Raw genomic sequence first — 23,394 nt, forward strand, 5'->3', positions numbered from 1 at the left:
CATTTATTTTTGATATTGAGTAATGAACATGAGACAAGGATTAACACGTACACCGAGGATGCTAACTGGGCTATTATCCTTATGGTTGCTTTTATTTTTAGCCCCTTTGGCTGCGGCAGAAGATGTGTCATCTAATGCTCTGAAGAGCATCGACTTTCGCACCAATAAAGAAAAAGATGCTGTGATTGTTGTTGAGCTCACTTCACCCGCTGCGATAGTCGATATAAAACGTGTGCAGGAAGGGTTAAGCATTGACTTGCTAAACACCTCAGTGACAGATGATCAGCTATACCTGCTTGATGTGAAAGATTTTTCAACCGTAGTGGAAAGTGTTGAAGTCTTTCGTGACATTTCAACCACACGTTTGGTTGCGTATATCAGTGAGGACTACACTCATGATTACCGTCTGACAGGACGCTTCCTTGAAATCACAGTGAACAAACTCAAGCCAAACGAGAAGGTCCCGGATCAGAGCATTTTGGAGAAAGAAGGGAAGCTGATTTCAATTAATTTCCAGGATATCCCTGTGCGCAACGTCTTACAGCTCATCGCGGACTACAACCAGTTCAATCTGGTGGTATCAGACTCTGTGGAAGGCAACCTGACTCTGCGTCTTGATGGCGTTCCTTGGCAACAGGTTCTGGACATTATTCTGCAAGTGAAAGGGCTGGATAAGCGTGTCGATGGCAATGTTATTCTTGTCGCGCCAACGGACGAACTTGATCTTCGAGAGAAACAACAGTTAGAGAAACAAAAGCTCGAAGAGGAGATGGGTGAGCTGTCGTCAGAAATCATCCAAGTGAATTTTGCCAAAGCGTCCGAAATTGCGGAAATGATTAATGGTGAGGGCAATATCAGCATGCTGTCTGAGCGTGGCAGTATGACCATTGATGAGCGGACCAACTCGTTGTTGATTCGAGAATTGCCAGAAAACATTCACATTATACGAGACATTGTTGAGTCACTTGATATTCCGGTTAAGCAGGTGCAGATCGAGGCACGCATTGTCACCATTCGTGAAGGAAATATGGATGAGTTAGGTGTTCGTTGGGGATTCTCTTCAATCAACGGCAGTCATACGGTTGGCGGTTCTATCGAAAATAACCTGGCAACGATCGGTCTTTATGAAGGTGAGGGGGATGGTGGTGACGGAAGCAGTGTTGGTATCGATGATTTCCTCAATGTGAATCTGGCTGCCACCAATCCGAGTGCAACCAGCATTGCTTTTCAGGTCGCTAAACTAGGGAGTGATACCTTACTTGATCTGGAACTGTCTGCACTGCAGCAGGAGTCAAAAGCCGAGATTATCTCCAGCCCCCGTTTAATTACGACCAATAAAAAGCCAGCGTATATAGAACAGGGTACTGAAATACCTTATCTCGAATCATCATCGAGTGGTGCGACAGCGATAACCTTCAAAAAAGCGGTCCTGAGTTTAAAAGTCACGCCACAGATAACTCCTGACAACCGTTTGGTTCTGGATTTAAGTGTTACTCAGGACCGTCCGGGTCAAGTGGTGAAAACGGGCACAGGTGAAGCGGTCGCGATAGATACACAGCGAATTGGTACTCAAGTCTTAGTTAACAACGGTGAGACAGTCGTACTCGGTGGTATTTTCCAGCACAGCATTACTAACTCAGTCGACAAAGTCCCTTTGTTGGGGGATTTGCCATTGTTGGGGGCACTTTTCCGCAGAAGTTATGAGAATGTTGGTAAAAGTGAACTGCTCATTTTTGTCACTCCAAAGGTTGTTATTCAATAGCGATATGCGAGCAAAAAGACGATTAGATCAAAAATAAAGTTGCATTAGTGGCACCATGCTTGGATAATTTCGGGTCTTATCACGAATTATCTGTGAGGAATTGGTGCCACAAGCCTTGTAGAACAGCGGCTTAGCTGTGTTTTCTTGTGGCGATCTTATTGAATCAATGTTGTAAATTACTGCTAAACATGGCTGAGAAACGTAATATTTTCCTTGTTGGCCCAATGGGCGCCGGCAAAAGTACAATTGGTAGACATCTAGCACAGCAACTGCATATGGAGTTTGTAGACTCCGATACAGTGATCGAAGAACGCACTGGTGCAGACATCTCTTGGGTTTTTGATGTAGAAGGTGAAGAAGGCTTCCGCAAGCGTGAAGAAGCGGTGCTTGAAGACCTGACTCTTGAGCAAGGTATCGTGCTCGCAACTGGCGGTGGCTCTGTGAAGAGCAAAGAAAACCGTAATCGCCTTTCTGCACGCGGTATTGTTGTCTACCTTGAAACGACAATTGAAAAGCAACTTGCACGTACTAACCGTGACAAGAAGCGTCCTCTACTTCAAACGGATCATCCTCGTGAAGTATTGGAGCAATTAGCTAAAGAACGTAATCCTCTATATGAAGAAGTAGCGGATTACACTGTTCGCACCGACGATCAGAGTGCAAAAGTGGTAGCCAATCAGATCGTAAAAATGCTAGAAGAGAGATAAGTTTTTATCTTTTTTAAAATTGGAGCACACCGATGGAACGGATTACGGTCAATCTAGCAGAGCGTAGTTACCCAATCTCTATAGGCGCCGGGTTATTTGAGGACCCGGCGTACCTTTCTCAAGTTCTCTCAAGCAAGAATGCAAAGCAAAAAGTTGTTGTGATCAGTAATGTCACGGTAGCTCCGTTGTATGCAGCCAAGATTCTTAATCAACTCGATCAGCTCGGATGCAGCGCATCGTTATTAGAACTGCCTGATGGCGAGCAATACAAAAACTTGGATGTATTTAACCAAGTGATGAACTTTCTGCTAGAAGGAAGTTATGCTCGTGATGTGGTTATCATTGCACTCGGCGGTGGTGTTATTGGTGACTTGGTTGGTTTCGCTTCCGCGTGTTATCAGCGTGGCGTCGACTTTATTCAGATTCCGACGACCTTATTGTCTCAAGTGGACTCTTCTGTTGGTGGTAAAACAGCGGTGAATCACCCATTGGGTAAAAACATGATTGGTGCTTTTTACCAACCTAAAGCAGTGATCATCGACACCAACTGTTTGTCGACTCTACCTGAACGAGAGTTTGCGGCTGGTATTGCCGAAGTTATCAAGTACGGCATCATTTATGACGCTGACTTCTTTACTTGGCTGGAAGAAAACTTAGACCGTCTTTACGCGCTGGACGAAGAAGCTCTGACTTATGCCATTGCCCGTTGCTGCCAGATTAAAGCTGAAGTGGTTGCTCAGGATGAGAAAGAGTCTGGAATTCGCGCGTTGTTAAACCTGGGGCACACCTTTGGCCACGCGATTGAAGCTGAGCTCGGTTATGGTAACTGGCTGCATGGCGAGGCCGTGTCATCTGGTACAGTGATGGCGGCTAAAACCTCTCATCTGCGTGGCCTCATCTCTGAGGAGCAGTTTGAACGTATCGTGGCTCTTTTACGCCGCGCTAAATTGCCAGTACATACTCCAGATAGCATGAGTTTTGATGATTTTATCAAGCACATGATGCGTGACAAAAAAGTCCTTTCTGGTCAGCTAAGATTAGTCCTACCTACTGGTATCGGTACGGCGGAAGTCATCGCTGATACGACGCAGGATGTGCTTAAGCAAGCTATCGATTTTGGTCGGAATATTTAACCTTGCAATGGCGCCTTTGGGCGTCATTCTTTTGTGGATGTAAGATTATTAGATGAGTGCTGCCCAGGGTCTGGAGTTAGATTCTCAAACTGAATTGTTAGAACGACTGAGACTGTTAACCCACTTTGGTTCTAATCTGATCGTCATTAATGGCGATGATGGATATGGAAAATCTTGGTTAGCGCAGCGATATCTTGAAGTGGGTGCCAGTAACAAGAACCAATGTTTGTTACTTTGTCATAGAAATCAAGATGATCTTCAGCATCGTATTCTCATTCTGAGCCAATTAGTTTCAGGTGCGTTGTTTAATCAACAAGAGCCTTTAGTCGATACGCTGGAGCGTATATTGGGTGACGAACCTTGTGATATCGTTCTCGTGGTCGATGATGCACAGTTGTTGAGTGAAACCTTGCTTTCTGAATTATGGGGGCTGGTGTTACAGGCGCAAGAAAAGCTAAATTGGGTTATCAACGTTTTACTGTTCACGCCATCTGGTCGGTTAGAAAGGTTATTATCGCGTATTAGCTACGGGCAAGAGTTAAAGCCTGTTGAGTTAGATATCGATATGCTATCTGAAGCAGAAGCGCGTCGCTTCTTTGAGTCTTTGGTCGCTCGATATGTGGCAGATGGCTCAGAAAAGCGAGTTCTGGATGCATTTAAAAAAGTCGCTCCGATCCCGGGTGACATCATGGCATTAGGAGATATGAAAGTGGAAAAACGGATCATTATCCGCTCAATTGTTGGAAAACCACTCAATATTGCGCTGGTGGTTTTGGTGCTGTTATTGCTGCTCGGTGGTGGTTATTGGTGGATGTTCAGTCAAACAAGTCCTGATGATAAAACACAGAAGATTACTGGCGAATCAGAGCAAACCGCTATCCCGACTTTGAATAATTCAGGAAGTGATTCCAGATTGACTTCAGTGACTGGTGGCTCAACAGGTTCAGGTGCCGCAGGAGCAAGTGACGATTCTGACTCATTACCTCCATCTGTGACGGATGAAGTGGCGAGTGTTGGTATTGATGACAAGCATAAGCGTGTCGTGATTGAATCGGATGTCGTTGACGCTTTGTTAAAAGGAAAGGACGAGACATCGGATAGTGAAAGCAGCTCAGCAGTAGAAGAAACTGTATCTCCAGCTCAAGGAGAGGCAAGCTCGTCGTTGATCAAAGTCACCAAGCCAGATACTGCTTCTGCAAACAGTACGGAATCACAAACCCTCGCGAGTAAGCCCGTAGTGAAGTTTTCATTTGCACGGGAAGAACTGAAAGCGTTATCACCAAGATCCTATACCTTGCAACTTGGCGCGATGACCTCGATGGAAGATGTACAAGTATTCCTTGATCAGCATCAGCTGAATAACAAAGTTCGTATCTATCCGACGGTTCGGAGTGGAACGGAATGGTATATTATTACTTACCGTGATTACCCAACGATTCAAGACGCTCGCGATGCGATTGAAGCGTTACCAGACGCACTTAAGTCTTTCAGCCCGTGGGCAAAATCATTAGGTCAGGTTCAGCGCGAAATCGATCGTGTGAAATAAACCTGAGCTTCCTCGAAAAATATGTTACATTCCGCAACCTTAATTTTGGGGCGATAGATAGAGCAGTAGATGAAAAAGCAACGAGCCTTTCTAAAGTGGGCAGGAGGAAAATACGGACTGGTTGAAGACATCCAACGTCATTTACCGCCGGCTCGAAAGCTAGTTGAACCTTTTGTTGGCGCTGGCTCTGTTTTCCTTAATACCGACTACGATCAGTATTTACTGGCGGACATCAACCCAGATTTAATCAATCTCTACAACTTGCTTAAAGAGAGCCCGGAAGAGTATATCTCTGAAGCAAAGCGTTGGTTTGTCGCAGAGAATAATCGTAAAGAAGCTTACCTGAGTATTCGCTCACAGTTTAATAATACTGATGATGTGATGTATCGCTCTCTGGCATTCTTATATATGAACCGTTTTGGTTTTAACGGCCTGTGCCGCTACAACAAAAAAGGCGGTTTCAATGTACCGTTTGGGTCATACAAAAAGCCTTACTTCCCAGAAGCGGAACTGGAGTTCTTCGCAGAGAAAGCCAAGAAGGCTACTTTTGTGTGTGAGGGGTATCCGGAGACATTTCGTCGTGCTCGTAAAGGCAGTGTGGTCTACTGCGATCCACCGTATGCACCGCTGTCAAATACGGCGAATTTCACCTCGTATGCAGGTAACGGGTTTACGCTCGATGATCAGGCGGCATTGGCTGATATCGCGGAAAAAACCGCTACAGAGCGCGGTATTCCGGTTCTGATTTCAAACCACGATACGACACTCACACGCCGTTTATACCATGGTGCGGATTTGAGCGTAGTAAAAGTGAAGCGCACCATTAGTCGCAATGGTAGTGGCCGTAACAAAGTCGATGAACTGCTGGCACTTTTTAAAGTACCGGATTCAGATAACGTTGTTTCATAGCTGTCACACTATTTTCTCTAAATAGTGGATCTCCCCACTGGCTTCGGTAGAATTGCGCGCAAATTGGTTTGCTCGTCACTACTGAGGTCAGGTATGAAAGATTTTCTTATTGCTCCATCGATATTATCCGCAGATTTTGCTCGTCTAGGTGAAGATGTTGAAAAAGTACTCGCTGCGGGAGCGGACGTGGTGCATTTTGATGTTATGGATAACCACTACGTGCCAAACCTGACTTTTGGTGCGCCAGTGTGTAAAGCGCTACGTGACTACGGTATCACTGCGCCAATCGATGTTCACCTTATGGTGAAGCCAGTTGACCGCATCATTCCTGACTTTGCTAAAGCAGGTGCCTCGATGATCACTTTCCACGTTGAAGCGTCTGAGCATGTAGATCGCACTCTACAGCTAATTAAAGAGCATGGCTGTAAAGCTGGTGTGGTACTAAACCCGGCAACGCCGTTAGCGAGCCTTGAGTTCATCATGGATAAAATCGATATGATTCTGCTGATGTCAGTAAACCCAGGCTTTGGTGGTCAGTCTTTCATTCCGCATACGATGGATAAATTGCGTGCTGTACGCAAAATGATCGATGAATCAGGCCGTGACATTCGTCTGGAAATCGATGGTGGCGTTAAAGTGGACAATATTCGTGAAATTGCTGAAGCGGGCGCAGACATGTTTGTTGCGGGTTCAGCTATTTTTGGTCAGCCAGATTACCAAGCGGTTATCGATCAAATGCGTGAAGAGCTATCACAGGTAAGATAAGCAATTTAACCTGCTGATTTGCAAGGCTGTCATTTGAGTGGCAGCCTTTGTTGTTTCTGGGATTGGCGGAAATAAAATATCCGTTGCGCTGAGCAAATAATCACTTGCCTATTTTGCGTCCTTTCTGTACTATTCGGGCTCCTTAAAACTCAGTCAATTATCTTTAGTTCCTTGCTTCCTCTGGACGACTGAGCCAATTGTGGAAGCTGAATAATCCGTAAGGAGCAACCCATGCGTCATTACGAAATCGTATTCATGGTGCACCCAGATCAAAGCGAGCAAGTTGCTGGCATGATCGAGCGTTACACTGGTTCTATCACTGAAGCTGGCGGTAAAATCCACCGTCTAGAAGACTGGGGTCGTCGTCAACTGGCTTACCCAATCAACAAGCTTCACAAAGCTCACTACGTTCTTATGAACGTTGAAGCTGACCAAGCTGTAATTGATGAGCTAGAAACTGCTTTCCGTTTCAACGATGCAGTTCTACGTAACATGATCATGCGTACTAAAGCAGCGATCACTGAGCAATCTATCATGCTTAAGCAAAGAGAAGAGCGTGCTCCACGTCGTGAAGAGCGTTCTGAAGCTAAGCCTGAAGCTAAATCAGAAGCTGCTGAGTAAGTCTTGTTATGACCAACCGAATGGAGCTGAGCGGCACCATTGCCAAACCGCCCATTCGTAGTAAAAGCCCTGGTGGGATTGAACACTGTCGATTTTGGCTGGAGCATCGCTCTACTATTATCGAAGCTGATTTACCGAGACAAGTTTATTGTCGTATGCCGGTAGTGATCAGCGGGCTTAGGTCACAAACACAAACTCAGAATTTAGTACAAGGCAGTAACATTAAGGTAAGTGGATTTGTTGCTTATCAGACCGGCCGAAATGGCGTTGGGAAATTAGTGTTACATGCCGACATTATTACTCAAATTTAAGATCAGGAGATAGCCCATGGCTCGTTTCTTCCGTCGTCGCAAATTCTGCCGTTTCACTGCAGAAGGCGTACAAGAGATTGATTACAAAGACGTAGCAACTCTTAAAAACTACATCACTGAAGCTGGTAAAATCGTACCTAGCCGTATCACTGGTACAAGCGCTAAGTACCAGCGTCAACTAGCACGTGCTATCAAGCGTTCACGCTACCTAGCTCTACTACCGTACACTGACAAGCATCAGTAATCGGTTCCGTTTATTAAGAAAGAGGATTAAGCAATGCAAGTTATTCTACTTGATAAAATCGGTAACCTAGGTGGTCTTGGCGATACAGTTAACGTTAAATCTGGTTACGCTCGTAACTTCCTTATCCCTCAGGGTAAAGCAGTTATGGCTACTAAAGGCAACGTTGAAATGTTCGAAGCACGTCGTGCTGAACTAGAAGCTAAAGTTGCTGAGCAACTAACTGCTGCAGAAGCTCGCGCTGAGAAAGTTAACGCTCTAGAAGCAGTTGTTATCGCTTCTAAAGCTGGTGACGAAGGCAAACTATTCGGTTCTATCGGTACTCGTGACATCGCTGACGCTATCACAGCTGCAGGCGTTGAAGTTGCTAAGAGCGAAGTTCGCCTTCCTGAAGGTGCACTACGTACAACTGGTGAGTTCGAGATCAGCGTTCAACTTCACTCTGAAGTTTTCGCAACTGTGAACGTACAGGTTGTTGCTGCTGAGTAATTCAGTATCAAGACGAAATATAAAAAAGCACCTCTTCGGAGGTGCTTTTTTTTGGCTGAAATTCAAAGAAGATTTTCGTGGTATTAGAAAACAAAAAGCAGGTTAACAGAGAAAACACTGTCCGCTTTGCTTAACCCTTCCGGTACTTTGTCGTGATACTGACGAGAGTGAGTCAGCTTTAACGCGATATCTTCAGTGATGGCATTAGTGGCACTCAGTTCACTATCCATACTGGTGTTACTCTGACCAGAAACCAGCGTAATGTCTGCCGCCAGACTTAAATTGTCCAACATGTGCCATGTGGTGTTGAGGTTGCCACGAAAAATGCCTTCACGGACGATGTCCGGAAAAACAATATCATCGTCGTCTATCTCATCTAAGTTCGGCTCTTGGTAACGATAACCAGGACCGACCTCGACTTCTAAAACGAAATCTTCTGTATAAGCGAACTGGTAACCCAGACCGCCAGAAAGGGTGTAATCTTTAAAGTACGCGCTGTAGCGTGAATCTACGCCTTTAAAGCTGCTATACAAATAGGTTTTAGGGCCTAATTTGTAGTCGCTCTGCATTGCGTAAGTAGAAGAACGTTTATCTTCTTCACCGTCTTTGTATAGGTTGTAGAATTTCCACTCCCCATAGGAACGATGTCGACCAGATATATATTCAGCACTCAAACGAGCATTCAGGGAACGAGAGTCCGTGTTACCTGTGTGAGCTTGATAGCCAAATTCTACTTCTGTTTGTAGTGGATCAGGCACATCAATGTCTTGCTCTGGTTGTACTGATTCATCAGCGTACGATGCTCCCATGCACAGTATGCTCATGCTTAGTAACCAGTATCGGGACACATAAACCTCGAACGTCATTAATAGGAGGTGCATGATACTGATACAGTTGCTCGCTTTGGTCAATGGTAGGTTAAATTTAATTAGAGCCAGTTGGATTCACTTCGCCAACAAAATGGCTGCTATTTACGACCAAACAGGCAGAAAAAGTTCGATAAAGTAGGCGGTTATCTTATTACCTGAATTATCTGGCGAGCTAGAGAATAAAATTTTTGTCTTTCGTCTGCATTCTGATTCTTAACAAGTAATTTTCTCTTCAGAGAAGCATCTCAGTGAGGTTAAGGTTATAATCCTGGGTCATTCGTAGTTATTGAGTAAAGTCATGGCGGAAAACAGAAATCGCAAACCTTCAGACATTCAGGTCGACGCAATCAAAGTACCACCTCATTCACTGGAAGCTGAACAATCAGTGATTGGTGGTCTCTTACTGGACAATGAACGTTGGGATACCGTTGCTGAGCGCGTTGTCGCCAGTGATTTCTATAGCCGCCCACACCGTTTGATTTTTGAAGGTACGAAAACCATTCTGGAAGCGGGGAAACCACTCGACCTTATCACCTTGTCGGAATATCTCGAGCGCCGCGAGCAACTAGAAGATGTGGGTGGTTTTGCTTACTTGGCCGATTTGGCAAAAAACACACCAAGTGCGGCCAACATTAACGCCTATGCGGATATCGTGGCAGAGCGAGCAATCGTCCGTGGTTTGATTGGTGTGGCGAATGAAATTGCCGATGCCGGTTACGATCCTCAGGGGCGCAGTTCTGAAGACCTGATCGACTTGGCTGAGAGTAAAGTGTTCGCGATTGCTGAGTCACGCACCAGTGAAAACGAAGGCCCACAAAACGTAGACAATATTCTGGAAAAAACTCTCGAGCGAATTGAGCTGTTATACAAAACACCGCAGGATGGTGTAACAGGTGTCGACACTGGCTTTACCGATCTCAACAAGAAAACCGCAGGCCTACAAGGTTCTGATTTAGTTATTGTCGCGGCACGTCCATCTATGGGTAAAACCACTTTTGCGATGAACTTGTGTGAAAACGCGGCGATGCAGCAGGATAAACCGGTGTTGATCTTCTCATTAGAGATGCCTGCGGAACAGTTGATGATGCGTATGCTGGCTTCCTTGTCGCGTGTTGACCAAACCAAAATCCGTACCGGTCAATTGGATGATGAAGACTGGGCGCGTATTTCTTCTACCATGGGTATCCTGATGCAGAAGAAAAACATGTACATTGATGACAGCTCTGGCTTAACGCCTACCGAAGTACGTTCTCGTGCTCGTCGTGTTGCACGCGAACATGGTGGATTATCAATGATCATGGTCGACTACCTTCAGTTGATGCGAGTTCCTTCGTTAACGGATAACCGTACGCTGGAAATCGCCGAGATCTCCCGCTCATTAAAAGCACTCGCCAAAGAATTGAATGTTCCTGTCGTGGCACTATCACAGCTAAACCGTTCTTTGGAGCAGCGTGCGGATAAACGCCCGGTTAACTCGGACTTGCGTGAATCGGGCTCTATCGAGCAAGATGCCGACTTGATCATGTTTATTTACCGTGACGAGGTTTATCACCCCGACAGCGCATATAAAGGCACGGCAGAAATTATCATCGGTAAGCAGCGTAACGGTCCGATTGGTTCGGTACGTTTGACATTCCAAGGCCAGCATTCGCGCTTTGACAATTACGCGGGTCCTGCATTCGACATTGATGATGAGTAATACCATGAGCTACATGAAAGCCGCGAAGGCGTGCATTGATCTGTCTGCGCTACAACACAATTTACGCCGTGTTAAAGCACAAGCACCTGACAGTAAAGTGATGGCTGTAGTAAAAGCCAACGGTTATGGTCATGGTCTGCGTCAAGTAGCGAAACATGCCGGGGATGCTGATGCTTTTGGTGTTGCACGCATTGAAGAAGCTCTGCAGCTACGAGCTTGTGGTGTGGTGAAGCCGATCTTGTTGTTAGAAGGTTTTTATTCGCCTGGTGATTTACCCGTCTTGGTGACCAATAACATCCAGACCGTGGTGCACTGCGAAGAACAGTTGGTGGCGCTTGAGCAAGCTGAGCTAGAAACGCCCGTGGTGGTGTGGCTTAAAATTGATAGCGGAATGCATCGTCTGGGCGTACGTCCAGAGCAATATGAAGAGTTGGTTGCGCGACTAAAAGACTGCCCGAATGTGGCTAAGCCACTGCGCTACATGAGCCACTTCGGCTGTGCGGACGAATTGAACAGCAATATCACACCGCAACAGATAGAGCTGTTTCTGTCACTGACAGCAGGCTACCAAGGTGAACGCTCGCTTGCTGCATCGGCAGGATTACTGGCGTGGCCTCAAAGTCAGCTCGATTGGGTTCGTCCTGGTATCATCATGTATGGCGTATCTCCGTTTAGTCATAACACGGCGCAAGAATTAGGCTACGAGCCTGTCATGACTCTTAAATCTCATCTGATCGCGGTACGTGAAGTGAAAAAAGGTGAGAGCGTGGGCTACGGCGGCATCTGGACCAGCGAGCGTGATACAAAAATAGGCGTGATTGCGGTTGGCTATGGTGATGGCTACCCAAGAAGTGCGCCAAACGGTACCCCGGTATGGGTCAACGGACGTAAAGTACCAATCGCAGGTCGGGTATCGATGGATATGCTGACCGTAGATCTTGGCCCTGACGCCATAGATAAAGTCAGTGATGAAGCGATTCTTTGGGGTAAGGAGTTACCTGTAGAAGAAGTCGCGAGCCACATTGGCACTATCGCGTATGAGTTAGTAACCAAACTTACGCCGCGTGTCGAAATGGAATATTCAAAGTAACTTCCGGATAATACCAATTCAAGAATAGGGGCTAACGAATGCGTTAGCCCCTATTTTTTATTCACCATTTATCGTCGCGATGATGCGACGGCTGCCACCAAAATCTCGGTGTTCACCTAAGTAAATGCCCTGCCATGTTCCTAACGCCAAGCGACCATTCTGAATTGGAATCGTCACACTGCTGCCAAGTAGTGATGCTTTAATATGGGCAGGCATGTCCCTTATCACCCTCATAAGTATGCTGGTAATAAGAAGCGCGCTCAGGAACATACTTATTGAAATGCGCTTCCATATCCATACGAACGGTGGGATCAGCGTTCTCATTCAAGGTCAGACTCGCAGAGGTATGCTGAATAAAAAGGTGTAACAAACCTACTGAAAGAGCACTTATTTGCGGTATTTGTTGTTCAATTTCATCAGTAATCAGGTGAAAACCGCGACTTCTTGCTTTTAAATTGAGTGTTTTTTGCGTCCACATACGCGTTCCTTTGGACATTTCTTATTTGGCGTCTATTCTAATCCAATTAGAGCCTGTCATTACTTGATGATATTATTCTATACCTATGAATGAATTGTTCAAATTCAGGGAAGCTAACGTGACCTAACTCAATGTGAGGGTAAATGCTCTCGGTCATAATTGTTGTCTGAAAAAAAATTACAAAGACTTGTTTTGTGGCAAAACGCCCAAACATCTACATTTAAATTATTTTTGCTAAATCGGGGATTCCACAGTTTTCGCTAGACTGTAAGGAATGGAACCTACTGTAACATCGGGATAAAGACCATGTTGAAAAATATCAATCCAACGCAAACACAAGCTTGGAAAGCGTTAACGGCGCATTTCGAATCTGCACAAGATATGGATCTTAAAGAGCTATTTGCTCAAGACGCAGCTCGTTTTGACAAATACTCTGCACGTTTCGGCTCAGACATCCTAGTCGACTACTCAAAGAACCTCATTAACGAGGAAACTCTGAAGCACCTGCTCTCTCTTGCTAAAGAGACTGAGCTGAAATCTGCAATTGAAGCGATGTTCAGTGGTGAAGCGATCAACCAAACAGAAGGTCGCGCTGTTCTTCACACTGCACTACGTAACCGCACTAACACACCTGTAATGGTTGATGGCGAAGACGTAATGCCAGCTGTAAATGCTGTTCTGGAAAAAATTAAGTCTTTCACTGAGCGCGTCATCGGCGGTGAATGGAAAGGTTACACTGGTAAAGCGATTACTGATATCGTAAACATCGGTATCGGTGGTTCTGACCTTGGTCCTTACATGGTGACGGAAGCACTGGCACCATACAAAAACCACCTAAACCTTCACTTTGTGTCTAACGTTGATGGTACCCACATCGTAGAAACACTGAAGAAGGTCGATCCTGAAACAACACTATTCCTGATCGCTTCTAAAACATTCACCACTCAAGAAACCATGACTAACGCGCATTCTGCTCGCGATTGGTTCCTTGAAACGGCAGGCGACCAAGCACACGTAGCTAAGCACTTCGCTGCGCTTTCAACGAATGCTTCGGCGGTATCTGAGTTCGGTATCGACACGGATAACATGTTCGAATTCTGGGATTGGGTTGGTGGTCGTTACTCATTATGGTCTGCAATCGGTCTTTCAATTGCACTAGCCGTTGGCTTCGACAACTTCGTTGAGCTACTTGATGGCGCGCATGAGATGGACAAGCACTTTGTCTCAACAGATCTGGAAAGCAACATCCCAGTGATCCTGGCGCTTATCGGTATTTGGTACAACAACTTCCACGGCGCAGAGTCTGAAGCTATCCTACCTTACGATCAGTACATGCACCGTTTCGCTGCGTACTTCCAGCAAGGTAACATGGAGTCAAACGGTAAGTACGTTGACCGTGACGGTAATGCTGTGACTTACCAAACTGGCCCAATCATCTGGGGTGAACCAGGAACCAACGGTCAGCACGCGTTCTACCAGCTAATTCACCAAGGTACTAAGCTGATCCCATGTGACTTCATTGCTCCAGCAATCAGCCACAACCCTGCGAGCGATCATCATCAGAAACTGATGTCGAACTTCTTTGCTCAAACCGAAGCGCTTGCGTTTGGTAAGTGTGTAGAGACAGTAAAAGAAGAGTTGGTACTATCTGGTAAAAATGCAGAAGAAGTAGCGGCAATTGCACCATTCAAAGTGTTTGAAGGTAACCGCCCAACTAACTCAATCTTAGTTAAGCAAATCACACCTCGTACGCTAGGTAACCTGATCGCGATGTACGAACACAAGATCTTCGTACAAGGCGTTATCTGGAACATCTTCAGCTTTGACCAGTGGGGTGTTGAGCTAGGTAAACAACTAGCAAACCAAATCCTGCCTGAGCTGGCTGATGAATCTCAAATCAGTTCTCACGACAGCTCTACCAATGGTCTGATCAACGCATTTAAAGCTTTCAAAGCATAATGTGTGATTAGAAAAAGAAAGGTCAGCAGATGCTGACCTTTTTTGTATCCCTTGAATTGACCTGACTCGTGAACATCAATCAGTAGCAATTCTATTCGAAGCAAATCTCGATAAAGGCATTTCCCCATTGAGAGGCGAAAGGCATGATGATGATCGAGCCTTCACACTTGTGGCGAATTGTATGACCTCGGCCCGAGACGACTACTGGCGTCGCCATATCAAAATCAAACCCACTCTCAGCAAGAATTCGCTTTGCCCCGCCAGTCACCATGTTAGTGATTTCACCAACCATGTCAGTGACTTCTTCATTGATCCCGTTAGGGCGCTCACCCAGCATATTTTGCATGATTTCAAGTGCTAGCGCTTCATCAAAAGTGATCGACATCGAGCCACGTGTCTGAGGGCCAATCATACCAATCAGGCCTGAAACATCTCCTCGAGCGACTTCATCTTTTTTAATTCGAGGCTTTTGTGGCTTCATGTCCATAGAAGCCATGGTTTTTAGCACATTCATTAAAGAAGCTAAAAACGGGTTTACAAATTCAGCGCGCATATAGGTCTTCTATACTTATTCTTTTGTTTCAGAGGAACAGGCCTCGCATTCACCATGTGTTTCAATGACTTGATTGGTTAGTTTGAATCCATGCTTCTCAGCATTCTTTGCTAATAAGGCCATCAAACTCTCGTCTTCGAGTTCAACGACATCACCACATTTATCACAGATTAATAATTGAAAAAAGTGTTGCTGATTATTGAAAGAACAACAAGTTATAAAACTATTGGTTGATTCCACTCGGTGGATAAAGCCTTGCTCGAGGAGAAAATCTAACGCCCGATAAACGGTCGGAGGTTTAGCCTGAGGCTCACTCTCTTTTAGTTGCTCCAATAGCTCATACGCACTTGATGCACTTCGATTCGAACAGATGAGTTCAAACACACGTCTGCGTTGAGGAGTCAACCTTACACCACGCTCAGCGCAGATACTTTCAACTTGTTCAATGATTGTCGGGTTCAAACGTTTCACCATAACTATTGGACGCACTCTATTATCAATTACTTCTATACGATCTTCGTTTAGAGATGCTTCATTTTAACCACTATCACCACGAAAATCATGAAATAAAGCCTATTGGTGATCAAATGAATACGTAATTGTCATCACAGAATGAGATAACGGTAGTCAAATTGTTTTAGTGATCACTTGTATTTGACGGGCTGACAATACTCGCATCCGCTGGGCTGTGGGTATACAATACCCGACTTATTTTTTGAGCGTATTGCTGCGCTCAACCTTGGTAACATAAAAACGGGTGTTGAAATCATGACTCATTCTTGCAGGCTCTCTGTAGCTCCAATGTTGGATTGGACTGATCGTCATTGTCGCTACTTCCATCGCTTAATGACCAAAGAAACCCTGCTGTACACTGAAATGGTGACCACAGGCGCGATCATTCATGGGAAAGGAGATTTCCTCGCTTATAACGAAGAGGAGCATCCGTTAGCGCTTCAACTGGGTGGTTCAAATCCAGAAGATTTAGCCAAGTGTGCCAAACTTGCCGAGGAGCGTGGCTACGACGAGATCAACCTGAACGTAGGTTGCCCATCTGACCGTGTGCAAAACGGTCGCTTTGGCGCATGTTTAATGGCGGAACCTCAGCTGGTTGCAGATTGTGTGAAGGCAATGAAAGAGGTGGTTGATATCCCTGTGACAGTGAAGACTCGTATCGGTATTGATGATCAAGACTCTTACGAGTTTCTGACAGACTTTGTTTCTATCGTGTCAGAGATAGGTGGTTGTGAGCAGTTCACTATTCACGCACGTAAAGCTTGGTTAAGTGGACTAAGCCCGAAAGAAAACCGTGAAATCCCACCACTGGATTATCCTCGTGCATATCAATTGAAGAAGGACTTCTCTCATTTGACCATCGCCATTAATGGTGGCGTAAAATCGTTAGAAGAAACGAAAGAACATCTGCAGCATCTTGATGGGGTAATGATTGGCCGCGAGGCTTACCAAAGTCCATACATCCTTGCGTCGGTAGACCAACAGTTGTTTGGTTCGAATGCGGCAGTGAAAAAGCGCAGTGAGATTGTAGAAGAGATGTACCCATACATTGAAGCGCAACTCGCAAAAGGTGCGTACCTTGGGCATATCACGCGTCATATGTTGGGGTTATTCCAAAACATGCCGGGTGCTCGTCAGTGGCGTCGTCACATCAGTGAAAATGCACATAAGCCGGGCTCAGGCCTAGAAGTGCTGCAAGATGCACTCGCTAAAATCCCTAAAGAACTGAATGTGTAAAATTCACCACAGGTTGGTGATAATCGCCAGTTAGCAGATGCAAAGCCAGACGTATTCTAAATGTCTGGCTTTGTTTTTTATTAAAGATCAATGCATTACGTGTGTCTCTGTAAGTTGGTACGGAAACTGCTCTAGTTCAGTAAAAACATATGGAGAAGTAATTATGTTAGAGCTGATCTTTATTTTAGTATTTGCGGCGACGCTATTAGTAACAGGCCTGACGATGATGACGGTGTTTGCGGCAGCAGGTATTGGCTTGGTTGTGATGTTTTTACTAGGTATGGTGGGCGCTGTACTTAAACTATTACCTTGGCTGATTGTTATCGCATTAGGTATCTGGTTTTTTAAAAACGTCGTTTCCCAACCTCGTTATAAATAGATGTTTTCGAGATTTAGTTGATGGAGGGGTGTGAGTATATGGTATATTTCCTCTCATACCCTTATTGTTGAATATCAGCTATCTCGGAGTACCCCCTTCATGACAAAAAAAGCGAGCATCGCTTTAACGGCATTATCGTTGGCCGTCTCTTTTCCTATTTTTGCAGAGCCTTCTGTTTCCACAAAAGTGGGGGCGGAAGTATGGGCAGCAGACACAAAAGTTAACGAAGTAAGACGAGATAGCAGTACAACTGGCAGTTTCTATGTGGTGCTTGATCATGACATCAAATACGTACCCAATGCGCGTTTGCGTTATTCCAGTGTTGATGCTGATTACATGGGGTTCGATAAGCTCGATTTGACATTGTATTACCAAATTTTAGAGCATGATTTACTGCACTTTGATGCTGGGATTACTCTGAGTAATTTAAGCGACACGAAGTACATTGATGCAGATACCTCCTCTCGCACTGAAGACTTTGATGATCTGATTTGGGCTTGGTATGGCTACGCGGAAATAACGGTTCCAAATACTAACTTCGATGTAATTGGTGAAATGAACTTTGGTGACAACAAAGGAATTAAAAGCACAGATCTAATGGCGGGTATTCAATACAAATTGCCTTTACAAGAGAACCAGCTGGCATTTCGCGGCGGCTATCGAGTGATTGATCTGGAATCGGATCAGTTTATGTCGGACCTGGGCAAGGATTATATTTTCGCTGATGGCTTCTTCTTGGGGGCTGAGTACTCTTTCTAAATTGGCGTTACCCCACTTTTCTTAAGACGTCGCGTTATAAGCGGCGTTTTTTTATACCTCTTCATTATATGTAATCGAAATTTTCTCCCTATTTTCCCCAGTTAGACCATGCTTATCTAGGATCAATGTATAAAGTTGGAGCAGGGATAGCGATGACAATAAATGAATTAAGACATCTATTTCGTGAAAACCAGCTTGTGGAAGCCATTATCGAACCGTCTATCCAAGAGGGTGGTTGGGTCGTTGAGTTCAGGCATGCCAGGGGGGGATTCGTGTTTCTGACAGATAACCATGGTGAAGAATGTCTTTATGAAGATTTGGATGCAGCATCAAAATCGGCAATGGCTGTAGGCTTTCAGCAGGTCCGCATTGAAGATCGCTGAGCAAAAAGTAAGCCGTTCTAACTTCCAAAAAGTTATAAAACATTCACTTCTATTCTTTCTTGTTATTAAGGAGAGTGGGTACTCTATCGTCACGCAATGAATAGGGATGTCGTGATAATGTCTTTTCAAAAGAATGAGTATTCACACAATAATAATGTGTCTGATGATAATAACGGGCAAGGAGGAGTACCTCCAATCGTTAGCCCGCTGAATGACCAACAATTTAATTCACTCCAAAACACTGTCTCTGGGTTGTCTTCACAACAACTTGCATGGGTCAGTGGTTACTTTTGGGGTTTAGCGCAAAACCAACCAAGTGCAGCTGCGACACCAATTACGCAAGCTGCAGCTGCGGTATCAGCAAAGCCAGCAGGTAAACTGAGTATTATTTATGCTTCTCAAACCGGTAATGCCAAAGGTGTTGCTGAAGCTTTAGAGCAAGAAGCAAAAGCAGATGGAATTGCAGTTGAGCTGTTTGATGCCAGCGACTACAAAGGCAAAAACCTAACCAAAGAAACGCACGTCATCTTCGTAGCGTCTACCAATGGTGAAGGCGAAGCGCCAGATAATGCTATCGAGCTGCACGAGTTCCTGCAATCGAAGAAAGCACCTAAGCTGCCTAACCTGCAGTATGGTGTTATCGCGCTTGGCGACTCTAGCTATGAGTTCTTCTGCCAGACAGGTAAAGATTTCGATACCTACCTATCAAAGTTGGGTGCGAAGTCTTTTATTGACCGTATCGACTGTGATGTTGACTACGATGCGCCTGCAGCAGAGTGGCGTAAGAGTGCTCTTGAGAAAGTAAAAGAGACGCTCTCTTCGGGTAGCGAAGCTCAAGTAGTTCAACTTCCTGTTGGACAAGCAGCAGCGGCGCATTCCCAATACAATAAGCAGAACCCTTACACAGCGACACTACTGACCAGTCAAAAGATCACTGGCCGTGATTCAGGCAAAGACGTCCGCCATATCGAGATCGATTTGGATGGTTCGGGTCTGACTTACCAACCAGGTGATGCTCTGGGTGTGTGGTATGAAAACAGCTCTGAACTTGCTAACGCGATTCTGGGTAAAGTTGGCCTGTCTGGTGTTGAAACGGTAGAAGTCGATGGTGAGAGTCTTTCAATCCATAGCGCTCTAGTAAGTAAATACGAAATCACGACGTCTAACCCACAGCTGGTGACAAAGTTTGCAGAGCTGTCTGGTAGTAAGAAGCTACAAAAGCTGGTCGAAGATAAAGACAAGCTTCGTGAGTACGCAGCCAACACTCAAATCGTTGATGTACTAGCAGAGAAGAAGACAAAGCTAACGGCTGATGAACTGGTTGGCCTACTTCGTCGTCTTACTCCTCGTCTGTACTCCATTGCCTCTAGCCAAGCTGAAGTCGATGAAGAAGTGCATTTGACCGTTGGTTTGGTCGAGTACGATCACAATGACGAAAAACGTTTCGGTGGCGCGTCTGGCTTCTTGGCACAGCGTCTGGAAGAAGGCGGTGAAGTGAAAGTGTTTGTTGAGCACAACAACAACTTTAAACTGCCAGAAGATGATAACACACCAATCATCATGGTTGGCCCTGGTACGGGTATCGCGCCATTCCGTAGCTTTATTCAAGAGCGAGAAAATCGCGATGCAGAAGGCAAAAACTGGTTGTTCTTTGGTGACCGTACGTTCACACAAGACTTCTTGTACCAAGTTGAATGGCAAAAATACCTTAAGTCTGGTGCGTTGAATCGTTTGGATGTTGCCTTTAGCCGTGACCAAGTTGAAAAGGTCTACGTGCAACATCGTATTCTGGAAAACGCGGCGCAAGTATGGCAGTGGATCCAAGATGGTGCTTACATCTACGTATGTGGTGATGCAACTCGCATGGCGAAAGATGTTCATGACGCACTTGTCATTGTTGCTGAGCAAGAAGGTAAACTGGCTCGCGATGAAGCAGAACAATTTATTAATGACTTACGTAAAGCGAAACGTTATCAGAGGGATGTGTACTAATGACTTTTTCTACTGAAAATAACAAGCAGGTTGTATTAGGCGAAGAGCTAGGACCGCTATCTGATAACGAGCGTCTGAAAAGAGAAAGTAACTTATTACGCGGCACAATTGAACAAGACCTACAGGATCGCATTACTGGCGGTTTTACCGCAGACAACTTCCAGTTGATTCGTTTCCACGGCATGTATCAGCAAGATGATCGCGATATCCGTAACGAGCGCGCAAAGCAAAAGCTTGAGCCTCTACATAACGTGATGCTGCGTGCTCGTATGCCTGGCGGTATTATCACGCCGACACAATGGTTGGCGATTGATAAATTTGCTACCGAGCACTCGCTATACGGAAGTATCCGTCTGACCACTCGTCAAACGTTCCAGTTCCACGGCGTGCTGAAGCCAAACATCAAGTTGATGCACCAAACGCTGAACAGCATTGGTATTGATTCAATCGCAACAGCGGGTGATGTTAACCGTAACGTACTGTGTACCACGAACCCAGTAGAGTCTGAGTTACACCAAGAAGCGTACGAATGGGCGAAGAAGATCAGTGAGCATCTTCTACCAAAAACCCGCGCGTATGCAGAAATCTGGTTAGACGGTGAGAAAGTCGAATCAACAGAAGAAGACGAGCCTATTCTGGGTAAAAATTACTTACCGCGTAAGTTCAAAACGACCGTTGTGATCCCACCGCAAAATGATGTGGATGTACACGCTAACGACCTGAACTTCGTTGCGATCGCAGACAACGGCAAGCTGGTTGGTTTCAACGTACTTGTTGGCGGTGGCCTGGCAATGACGCATGGTGACACCTCAACTTACGCTCGCCGTGCAGATGACTTTGGTTTTGTTCCACTAGAAAAGACACTTGAAGTTGCAGCAGCAGTAGTAACGACTCAGCGTGACTGGGGTAACCGTTCAAACCGTAAAAACGCAAAAACCAAATACACGCTTGATCGTGTTGGTATTGATGTCTTTAAAGCTGAAGTAGAAAGACGTGCTGGCGTTCAGTTTGAAGCAAGCCGCCCATACGAGTTTACTGAGCGTGGTGACCGAATCGGTTGGGTAGAAGGCATTGATGGTAAGTTCCACTTAGCCTTGTTTATCGAAAATGGCCGCTTGTTGGATTACCCAGGCAAACCACTCAAAACGGGTGTTGCTGAAATCGCGAAAATTCACAAAGGTGATTTCCGCATGACAGCAAACCAAAACCTGATTGTTGCAGGTGTACCGGCTGATCAAAAAGAGCTAATCGAGAAGCTCGCTCGTGAACACGGCCTAATGGACGATAGCGTCAGTGAACAGCGTAAAAACTCAATGGCATGTGTGGCGTTCCCAACTTGTCCGCTTGCAATGGCAGAAGCTGAACGTTTCCTACCTCAGTTTGTTACTGATGTAGAAGGTATCCTTGAGAAACACGCTTTACCTAAAGAAGATAACATTATCTTGCGTGTTACTGGTTGTCCTAACGGCTGTGGTCGCGCAATGCTGGCTGAAATTGGTTTAGTAGGTAAAGCGCCGGGTCGTTACAACCTTCACCTGGGTGGTAACCGAGCGGGTACACGTATTCCTAAGATGTATAAAGAGAACATCACTGACAAACAGATACTAGAAGAGATTGATCAGCTCGTAGGTCGTTGGGCCACTGAGCGAGAGACTGGCGAAGGGTTTGGTGATTTTGCAATCCGCGCTGGGATCATTCAAGAAGTCAAAGTATCTAAGAGGGATTTGCATGCTTGATTCTGTAGCCTCCAAACCGGAGCTGGCAGAGTTACTGACATTAACGAAGACGGAGCAAATCCTCCGTCTTGCTCAAATCAATGTCGAACTTGAACAGCTGTCGGCACAAGAGCGAGTAAAGTGGGCTTTGGAAAACCTAGATGGAGAGTTCGCGGTTTCGTCTAGCTTTGGTATCCAAGCTGCAGTCATGCTTCATCTTGTGACTCAAGAAAAACCTGATATCCCAATTATCCTCACAGATACCGGATACCTGTTTGCAGAAACGTATCGCTTTATTGATGAGTTAACGGAACAACTCAACCTCAACCTCAAAGTTTACCAAGCCAAAGAGAGTGCTCAATGGCAAGAAGCTCGCTATGGCAAGTTATGGGAGCAAGGCGTTGAGGGAATTGAGAAGTACAACAAAATAAATAAAGTAGAGCCAATGCGTCGTGCATTGAAAGAGTTGAATGTAGGTACTTGGTTTTCTGGTTTGCGCAGAGAACAAAGTAAATCTCGATCAGGTTTACCTATATTGTCTATTCAGAACGGCGTGTTTAAGTTTTTGCCTGTAATAGATTGGACTAATAAAGACGTTCATTATTACTTGGAACAGCATGGTCTCAAATACCATCCACTATGGGATGAAGGTTACCTCTCTGTTGGTGATACTCATACCACACGTAAGTGGGAGCCAGGAATGTCAGAAGAGGAAACCAGATTCTTTGGATTGAAACGAGAATGTGGCCTTCATGAGGACGATGGTTCTGAGCAAGATGGCTCTGGTATATAGATGTAGGGATAGAGTCCCAAATGAAAGAAAGCTGCTATTAAGCAGCTTTCTTTGTTTATAGGCGCATTAAAATGGCTGATTTTGGGATAACTCTGTGGATAAGCTGTTCGATTGTTAGGGGTAAAGTTGGATAAATAAGGCTTTGGTTGAAAAGTCATCGTTTAACCATTGTTTTTGTATTTTTTGCAAAATAACGCTTGCCAATGTGAGCGCGATCTCTATAATGCCACCTCGTCGACAGGGCAGAGCTCGTAAGGGTTTCAAGTCAAGTTGGCAAGGTCATAAAGAAAAGCAAAATAGATAATTGCCTTTACTTTTAAAAAGTAAAATAAAAAGCAAAAAAGTGTTTGACACTGAAAATTATCTCGCTAGAATGGCCGCCTCTTCCGAAGTGATGTGAATCGCAAAGAAGATTAGCTCTTTAACAATATAGACCTATCAATCTGTGTGGGCACTCGTTGATGATAATCCAATTAGATACCTCGGTATCAA

Annotated in this window: 23 protein-coding genes and 1 pseudogene; 20 read left to right on the forward strand and 4 right to left on the reverse strand. The window is 45.1% G+C overall.

Features of this window, described 5'->3' with window-relative positions; all coding sequences use genetic code 11:
- The first annotated feature begins 22 nt into the window (after positions 1-22).
- The 10 genes from ACWYU8_RS21010 (at position 23) to rplI (ending at position 8,484) form a co-directional block, all read left to right on the forward strand.
- On the forward strand, positions 23-1,762 hold the full coding sequence (locus tag ACWYU8_RS21010) for a type IV pilus secretin PilQ (RefSeq protein ID WP_457521688.1): 1,740 nt from the start codon (positions 23-25) through the stop codon (positions 1,760-1,762).
- 188 nt (positions 1,763-1,950) lie between these two features.
- Positions 1,951-2,469 carry a shikimate kinase AroK gene (gene aroK / locus ACWYU8_RS21015; protein WP_457521689.1) on the forward strand — a complete coding sequence of 173 codons (519 nt, stop codon included), beginning with the start codon at positions 1,951-1,953 and terminating at the stop codon, positions 2,467-2,469.
- Between the two features lie 32 nt (positions 2,470-2,501).
- Positions 2,502-3,602 (forward strand): 3-dehydroquinate synthase, encoded by a 1,101-nt coding sequence (gene aroB, locus ACWYU8_RS21020; protein WP_457521690.1) that lies wholly within the window; start codon positions 2,502-2,504, stop codon positions 3,600-3,602.
- A gap of 52 nt (positions 3,603-3,654) precedes the next feature.
- Positions 3,655-5,148, forward strand: a complete 1,494-nt coding sequence (locus tag ACWYU8_RS21025) for an AAA family ATPase (protein WP_457521691.1) — start codon at positions 3,655-3,657, stop codon at positions 5,146-5,148.
- A gap of 69 nt (positions 5,149-5,217) precedes the next feature.
- Entirely contained in the window at positions 5,218-6,057 is an 840-nt protein-coding gene (locus tag ACWYU8_RS21030) for a Dam family site-specific DNA-(adenine-N6)-methyltransferase (RefSeq protein ID WP_457521692.1), read from the forward strand.
- A 93-nt stretch (positions 6,058-6,150) separates the two neighbouring features.
- Complete coding sequence (rpe, locus tag ACWYU8_RS21035) at positions 6,151-6,822, forward strand: ribulose-phosphate 3-epimerase (RefSeq protein WP_457521693.1); 672 nt, start codon at positions 6,151-6,153, stop codon at positions 6,820-6,822.
- A 231-nt stretch (positions 6,823-7,053) separates the two neighbouring features.
- The gene (gene rpsF / locus ACWYU8_RS21040) at positions 7,054-7,443 is read left to right on the forward strand and encodes a 30S ribosomal protein S6 (RefSeq protein ID WP_444496415.1); all 390 of its coding nucleotides are present in this window, start codon (positions 7,054-7,056) and stop codon (positions 7,441-7,443) included.
- A gap of 8 nt (positions 7,444-7,451) precedes the next feature.
- Positions 7,452-7,754: a primosomal replication protein N gene (gene priB, locus ACWYU8_RS21045; RefSeq protein ID WP_457521694.1), complete on the forward strand. Its 303-nt coding sequence runs from the start codon at positions 7,452-7,454 to the stop codon at positions 7,752-7,754.
- Positions 7,755-7,770: 16 nt separating this feature from the next.
- Entirely contained in the window at positions 7,771-7,998 is a 228-nt protein-coding gene (gene rpsR, locus ACWYU8_RS21050; protein WP_000090472.1) for a 30S ribosomal protein S18, read from the forward strand.
- A 33-nt stretch (positions 7,999-8,031) separates the two neighbouring features.
- Positions 8,032-8,484 (forward strand): 50S ribosomal protein L9, encoded by a 453-nt coding sequence (gene rplI, locus ACWYU8_RS21055; protein WP_444496413.1) that lies wholly within the window; start codon positions 8,032-8,034, stop codon positions 8,482-8,484.
- An 83-nt stretch (positions 8,485-8,567) separates the two neighbouring features.
- Here rplI and ACWYU8_RS21060 read toward each other — a convergent pair whose 3' ends face one another.
- On the reverse strand, positions 8,568-9,332 hold the full coding sequence (locus ACWYU8_RS21060) for a DUF481 domain-containing protein (RefSeq protein WP_457521705.1): 765 nt from the start codon (positions 9,330-9,332) through the stop codon (positions 8,568-8,570).
- A gap of 319 nt (positions 9,333-9,651) precedes the next feature.
- Here ACWYU8_RS21060 and ACWYU8_RS21065 point away from each other — a divergent pair, with 319 nt between their 5' ends.
- Together ACWYU8_RS21065 and alr are read left to right on the forward strand one after the other, a co-directional pair.
- Positions 9,652-11,052 carry a replicative DNA helicase gene (locus tag ACWYU8_RS21065; protein ID WP_457521695.1) on the forward strand — a complete coding sequence of 467 codons (1,401 nt, stop codon included), beginning with the start codon at positions 9,652-9,654 and terminating at the stop codon, positions 11,050-11,052.
- A gap of 13 nt (positions 11,053-11,065) precedes the next feature.
- Entirely contained in the window at positions 11,066-12,142 is a 1,077-nt protein-coding gene (gene alr / locus ACWYU8_RS21070; RefSeq protein ID WP_457521706.1) for an alanine racemase, read from the forward strand.
- A gap of 57 nt (positions 12,143-12,199) precedes the next feature.
- Here the strand turns inward: alr and ACWYU8_RS21075 are convergent.
- Positions 12,200-12,620, reverse strand: a pseudogene (locus ACWYU8_RS21075) (secondary thiamine-phosphate synthase enzyme YjbQ).
- Positions 12,621-12,926: 306 nt separating this feature from the next.
- On the opposite strand from ACWYU8_RS21075, the gene pgi reads away from it, so the two are divergent.
- Complete coding sequence (gene pgi, locus ACWYU8_RS21080; protein ID WP_457521696.1) at positions 12,927-14,579, forward strand: glucose-6-phosphate isomerase; 1,653 nt, start codon at positions 12,927-12,929, stop codon at positions 14,577-14,579.
- Between the two features lie 91 nt (positions 14,580-14,670).
- Here pgi and ACWYU8_RS21085 read toward each other — a convergent pair whose 3' ends face one another.
- Both ACWYU8_RS21085 and zur read right to left on the reverse strand, forming a co-directional pair.
- Positions 14,671-15,132 carry a chemotaxis protein CheX gene (locus ACWYU8_RS21085; protein WP_457521697.1) on the reverse strand — a complete coding sequence of 154 codons (462 nt, stop codon included), beginning with the start codon at positions 15,130-15,132 and terminating at the stop codon, positions 14,671-14,673.
- 15 nt (positions 15,133-15,147) lie between these two features.
- A complete protein-coding gene (gene zur / locus ACWYU8_RS21090) occupies positions 15,148-15,606 on the reverse strand; it encodes a zinc uptake transcriptional repressor Zur (protein WP_457521707.1) in 459 nt (152 codons plus the stop codon).
- Between the two features lie 294 nt (positions 15,607-15,900).
- Here zur and dusA point away from each other — a divergent pair, with 294 nt between their 5' ends.
- From dusA to ACWYU8_RS21125, 7 genes are all read left to right on the forward strand, one after another.
- Entirely contained in the window at positions 15,901-16,881 is a 981-nt protein-coding gene (dusA, locus tag ACWYU8_RS21095; RefSeq protein ID WP_457521698.1) for a tRNA dihydrouridine(20/20a) synthase DusA, read from the forward strand.
- 163 nt (positions 16,882-17,044) lie between these two features.
- Complete coding sequence (gene pspG / locus ACWYU8_RS21100) at positions 17,045-17,260, forward strand: envelope stress response protein PspG (protein ID WP_457521699.1); 216 nt, start codon at positions 17,045-17,047, stop codon at positions 17,258-17,260.
- A gap of 99 nt (positions 17,261-17,359) precedes the next feature.
- Positions 17,360-18,019 (forward strand): TIGR04219 family outer membrane beta-barrel protein, encoded by a 660-nt coding sequence (locus tag ACWYU8_RS21105; protein WP_457521700.1) that lies wholly within the window; start codon positions 17,360-17,362, stop codon positions 18,017-18,019.
- Positions 18,020-18,171: 152 nt separating this feature from the next.
- The gene (locus tag ACWYU8_RS21110) at positions 18,172-18,402 is read left to right on the forward strand and encodes a hypothetical protein (protein WP_014233130.1); all 231 of its coding nucleotides are present in this window, start codon (positions 18,172-18,174) and stop codon (positions 18,400-18,402) included.
- A 117-nt stretch (positions 18,403-18,519) separates the two neighbouring features.
- The gene (locus tag ACWYU8_RS21115; RefSeq protein ID WP_457521701.1) at positions 18,520-20,394 is read left to right on the forward strand and encodes an assimilatory sulfite reductase (NADPH) flavoprotein subunit; all 1,875 of its coding nucleotides are present in this window, start codon (positions 18,520-18,522) and stop codon (positions 20,392-20,394) included.
- The gene (gene cysI, locus ACWYU8_RS21120; RefSeq protein WP_457521702.1) at positions 20,394-22,130 is read left to right on the forward strand and encodes an assimilatory sulfite reductase (NADPH) hemoprotein subunit; all 1,737 of its coding nucleotides are present in this window, start codon (positions 20,394-20,396) and stop codon (positions 22,128-22,130) included. Before ACWYU8_RS21115 ends, cysI begins: the two co-directional genes overlap by 1 nt.
- Positions 22,123-22,902, forward strand: a complete 780-nt coding sequence (locus tag ACWYU8_RS21125) for a phosphoadenylyl-sulfate reductase (RefSeq protein WP_457521703.1) — start codon at positions 22,123-22,125, stop codon at positions 22,900-22,902. Before cysI ends, ACWYU8_RS21125 begins: the two co-directional genes overlap by 8 nt.
- The last annotated feature ends 492 nt before the right edge of the window (positions 22,903-23,394 follow it).

This window comes from Vibrio limimangrovi (assembly GCF_054064025.1).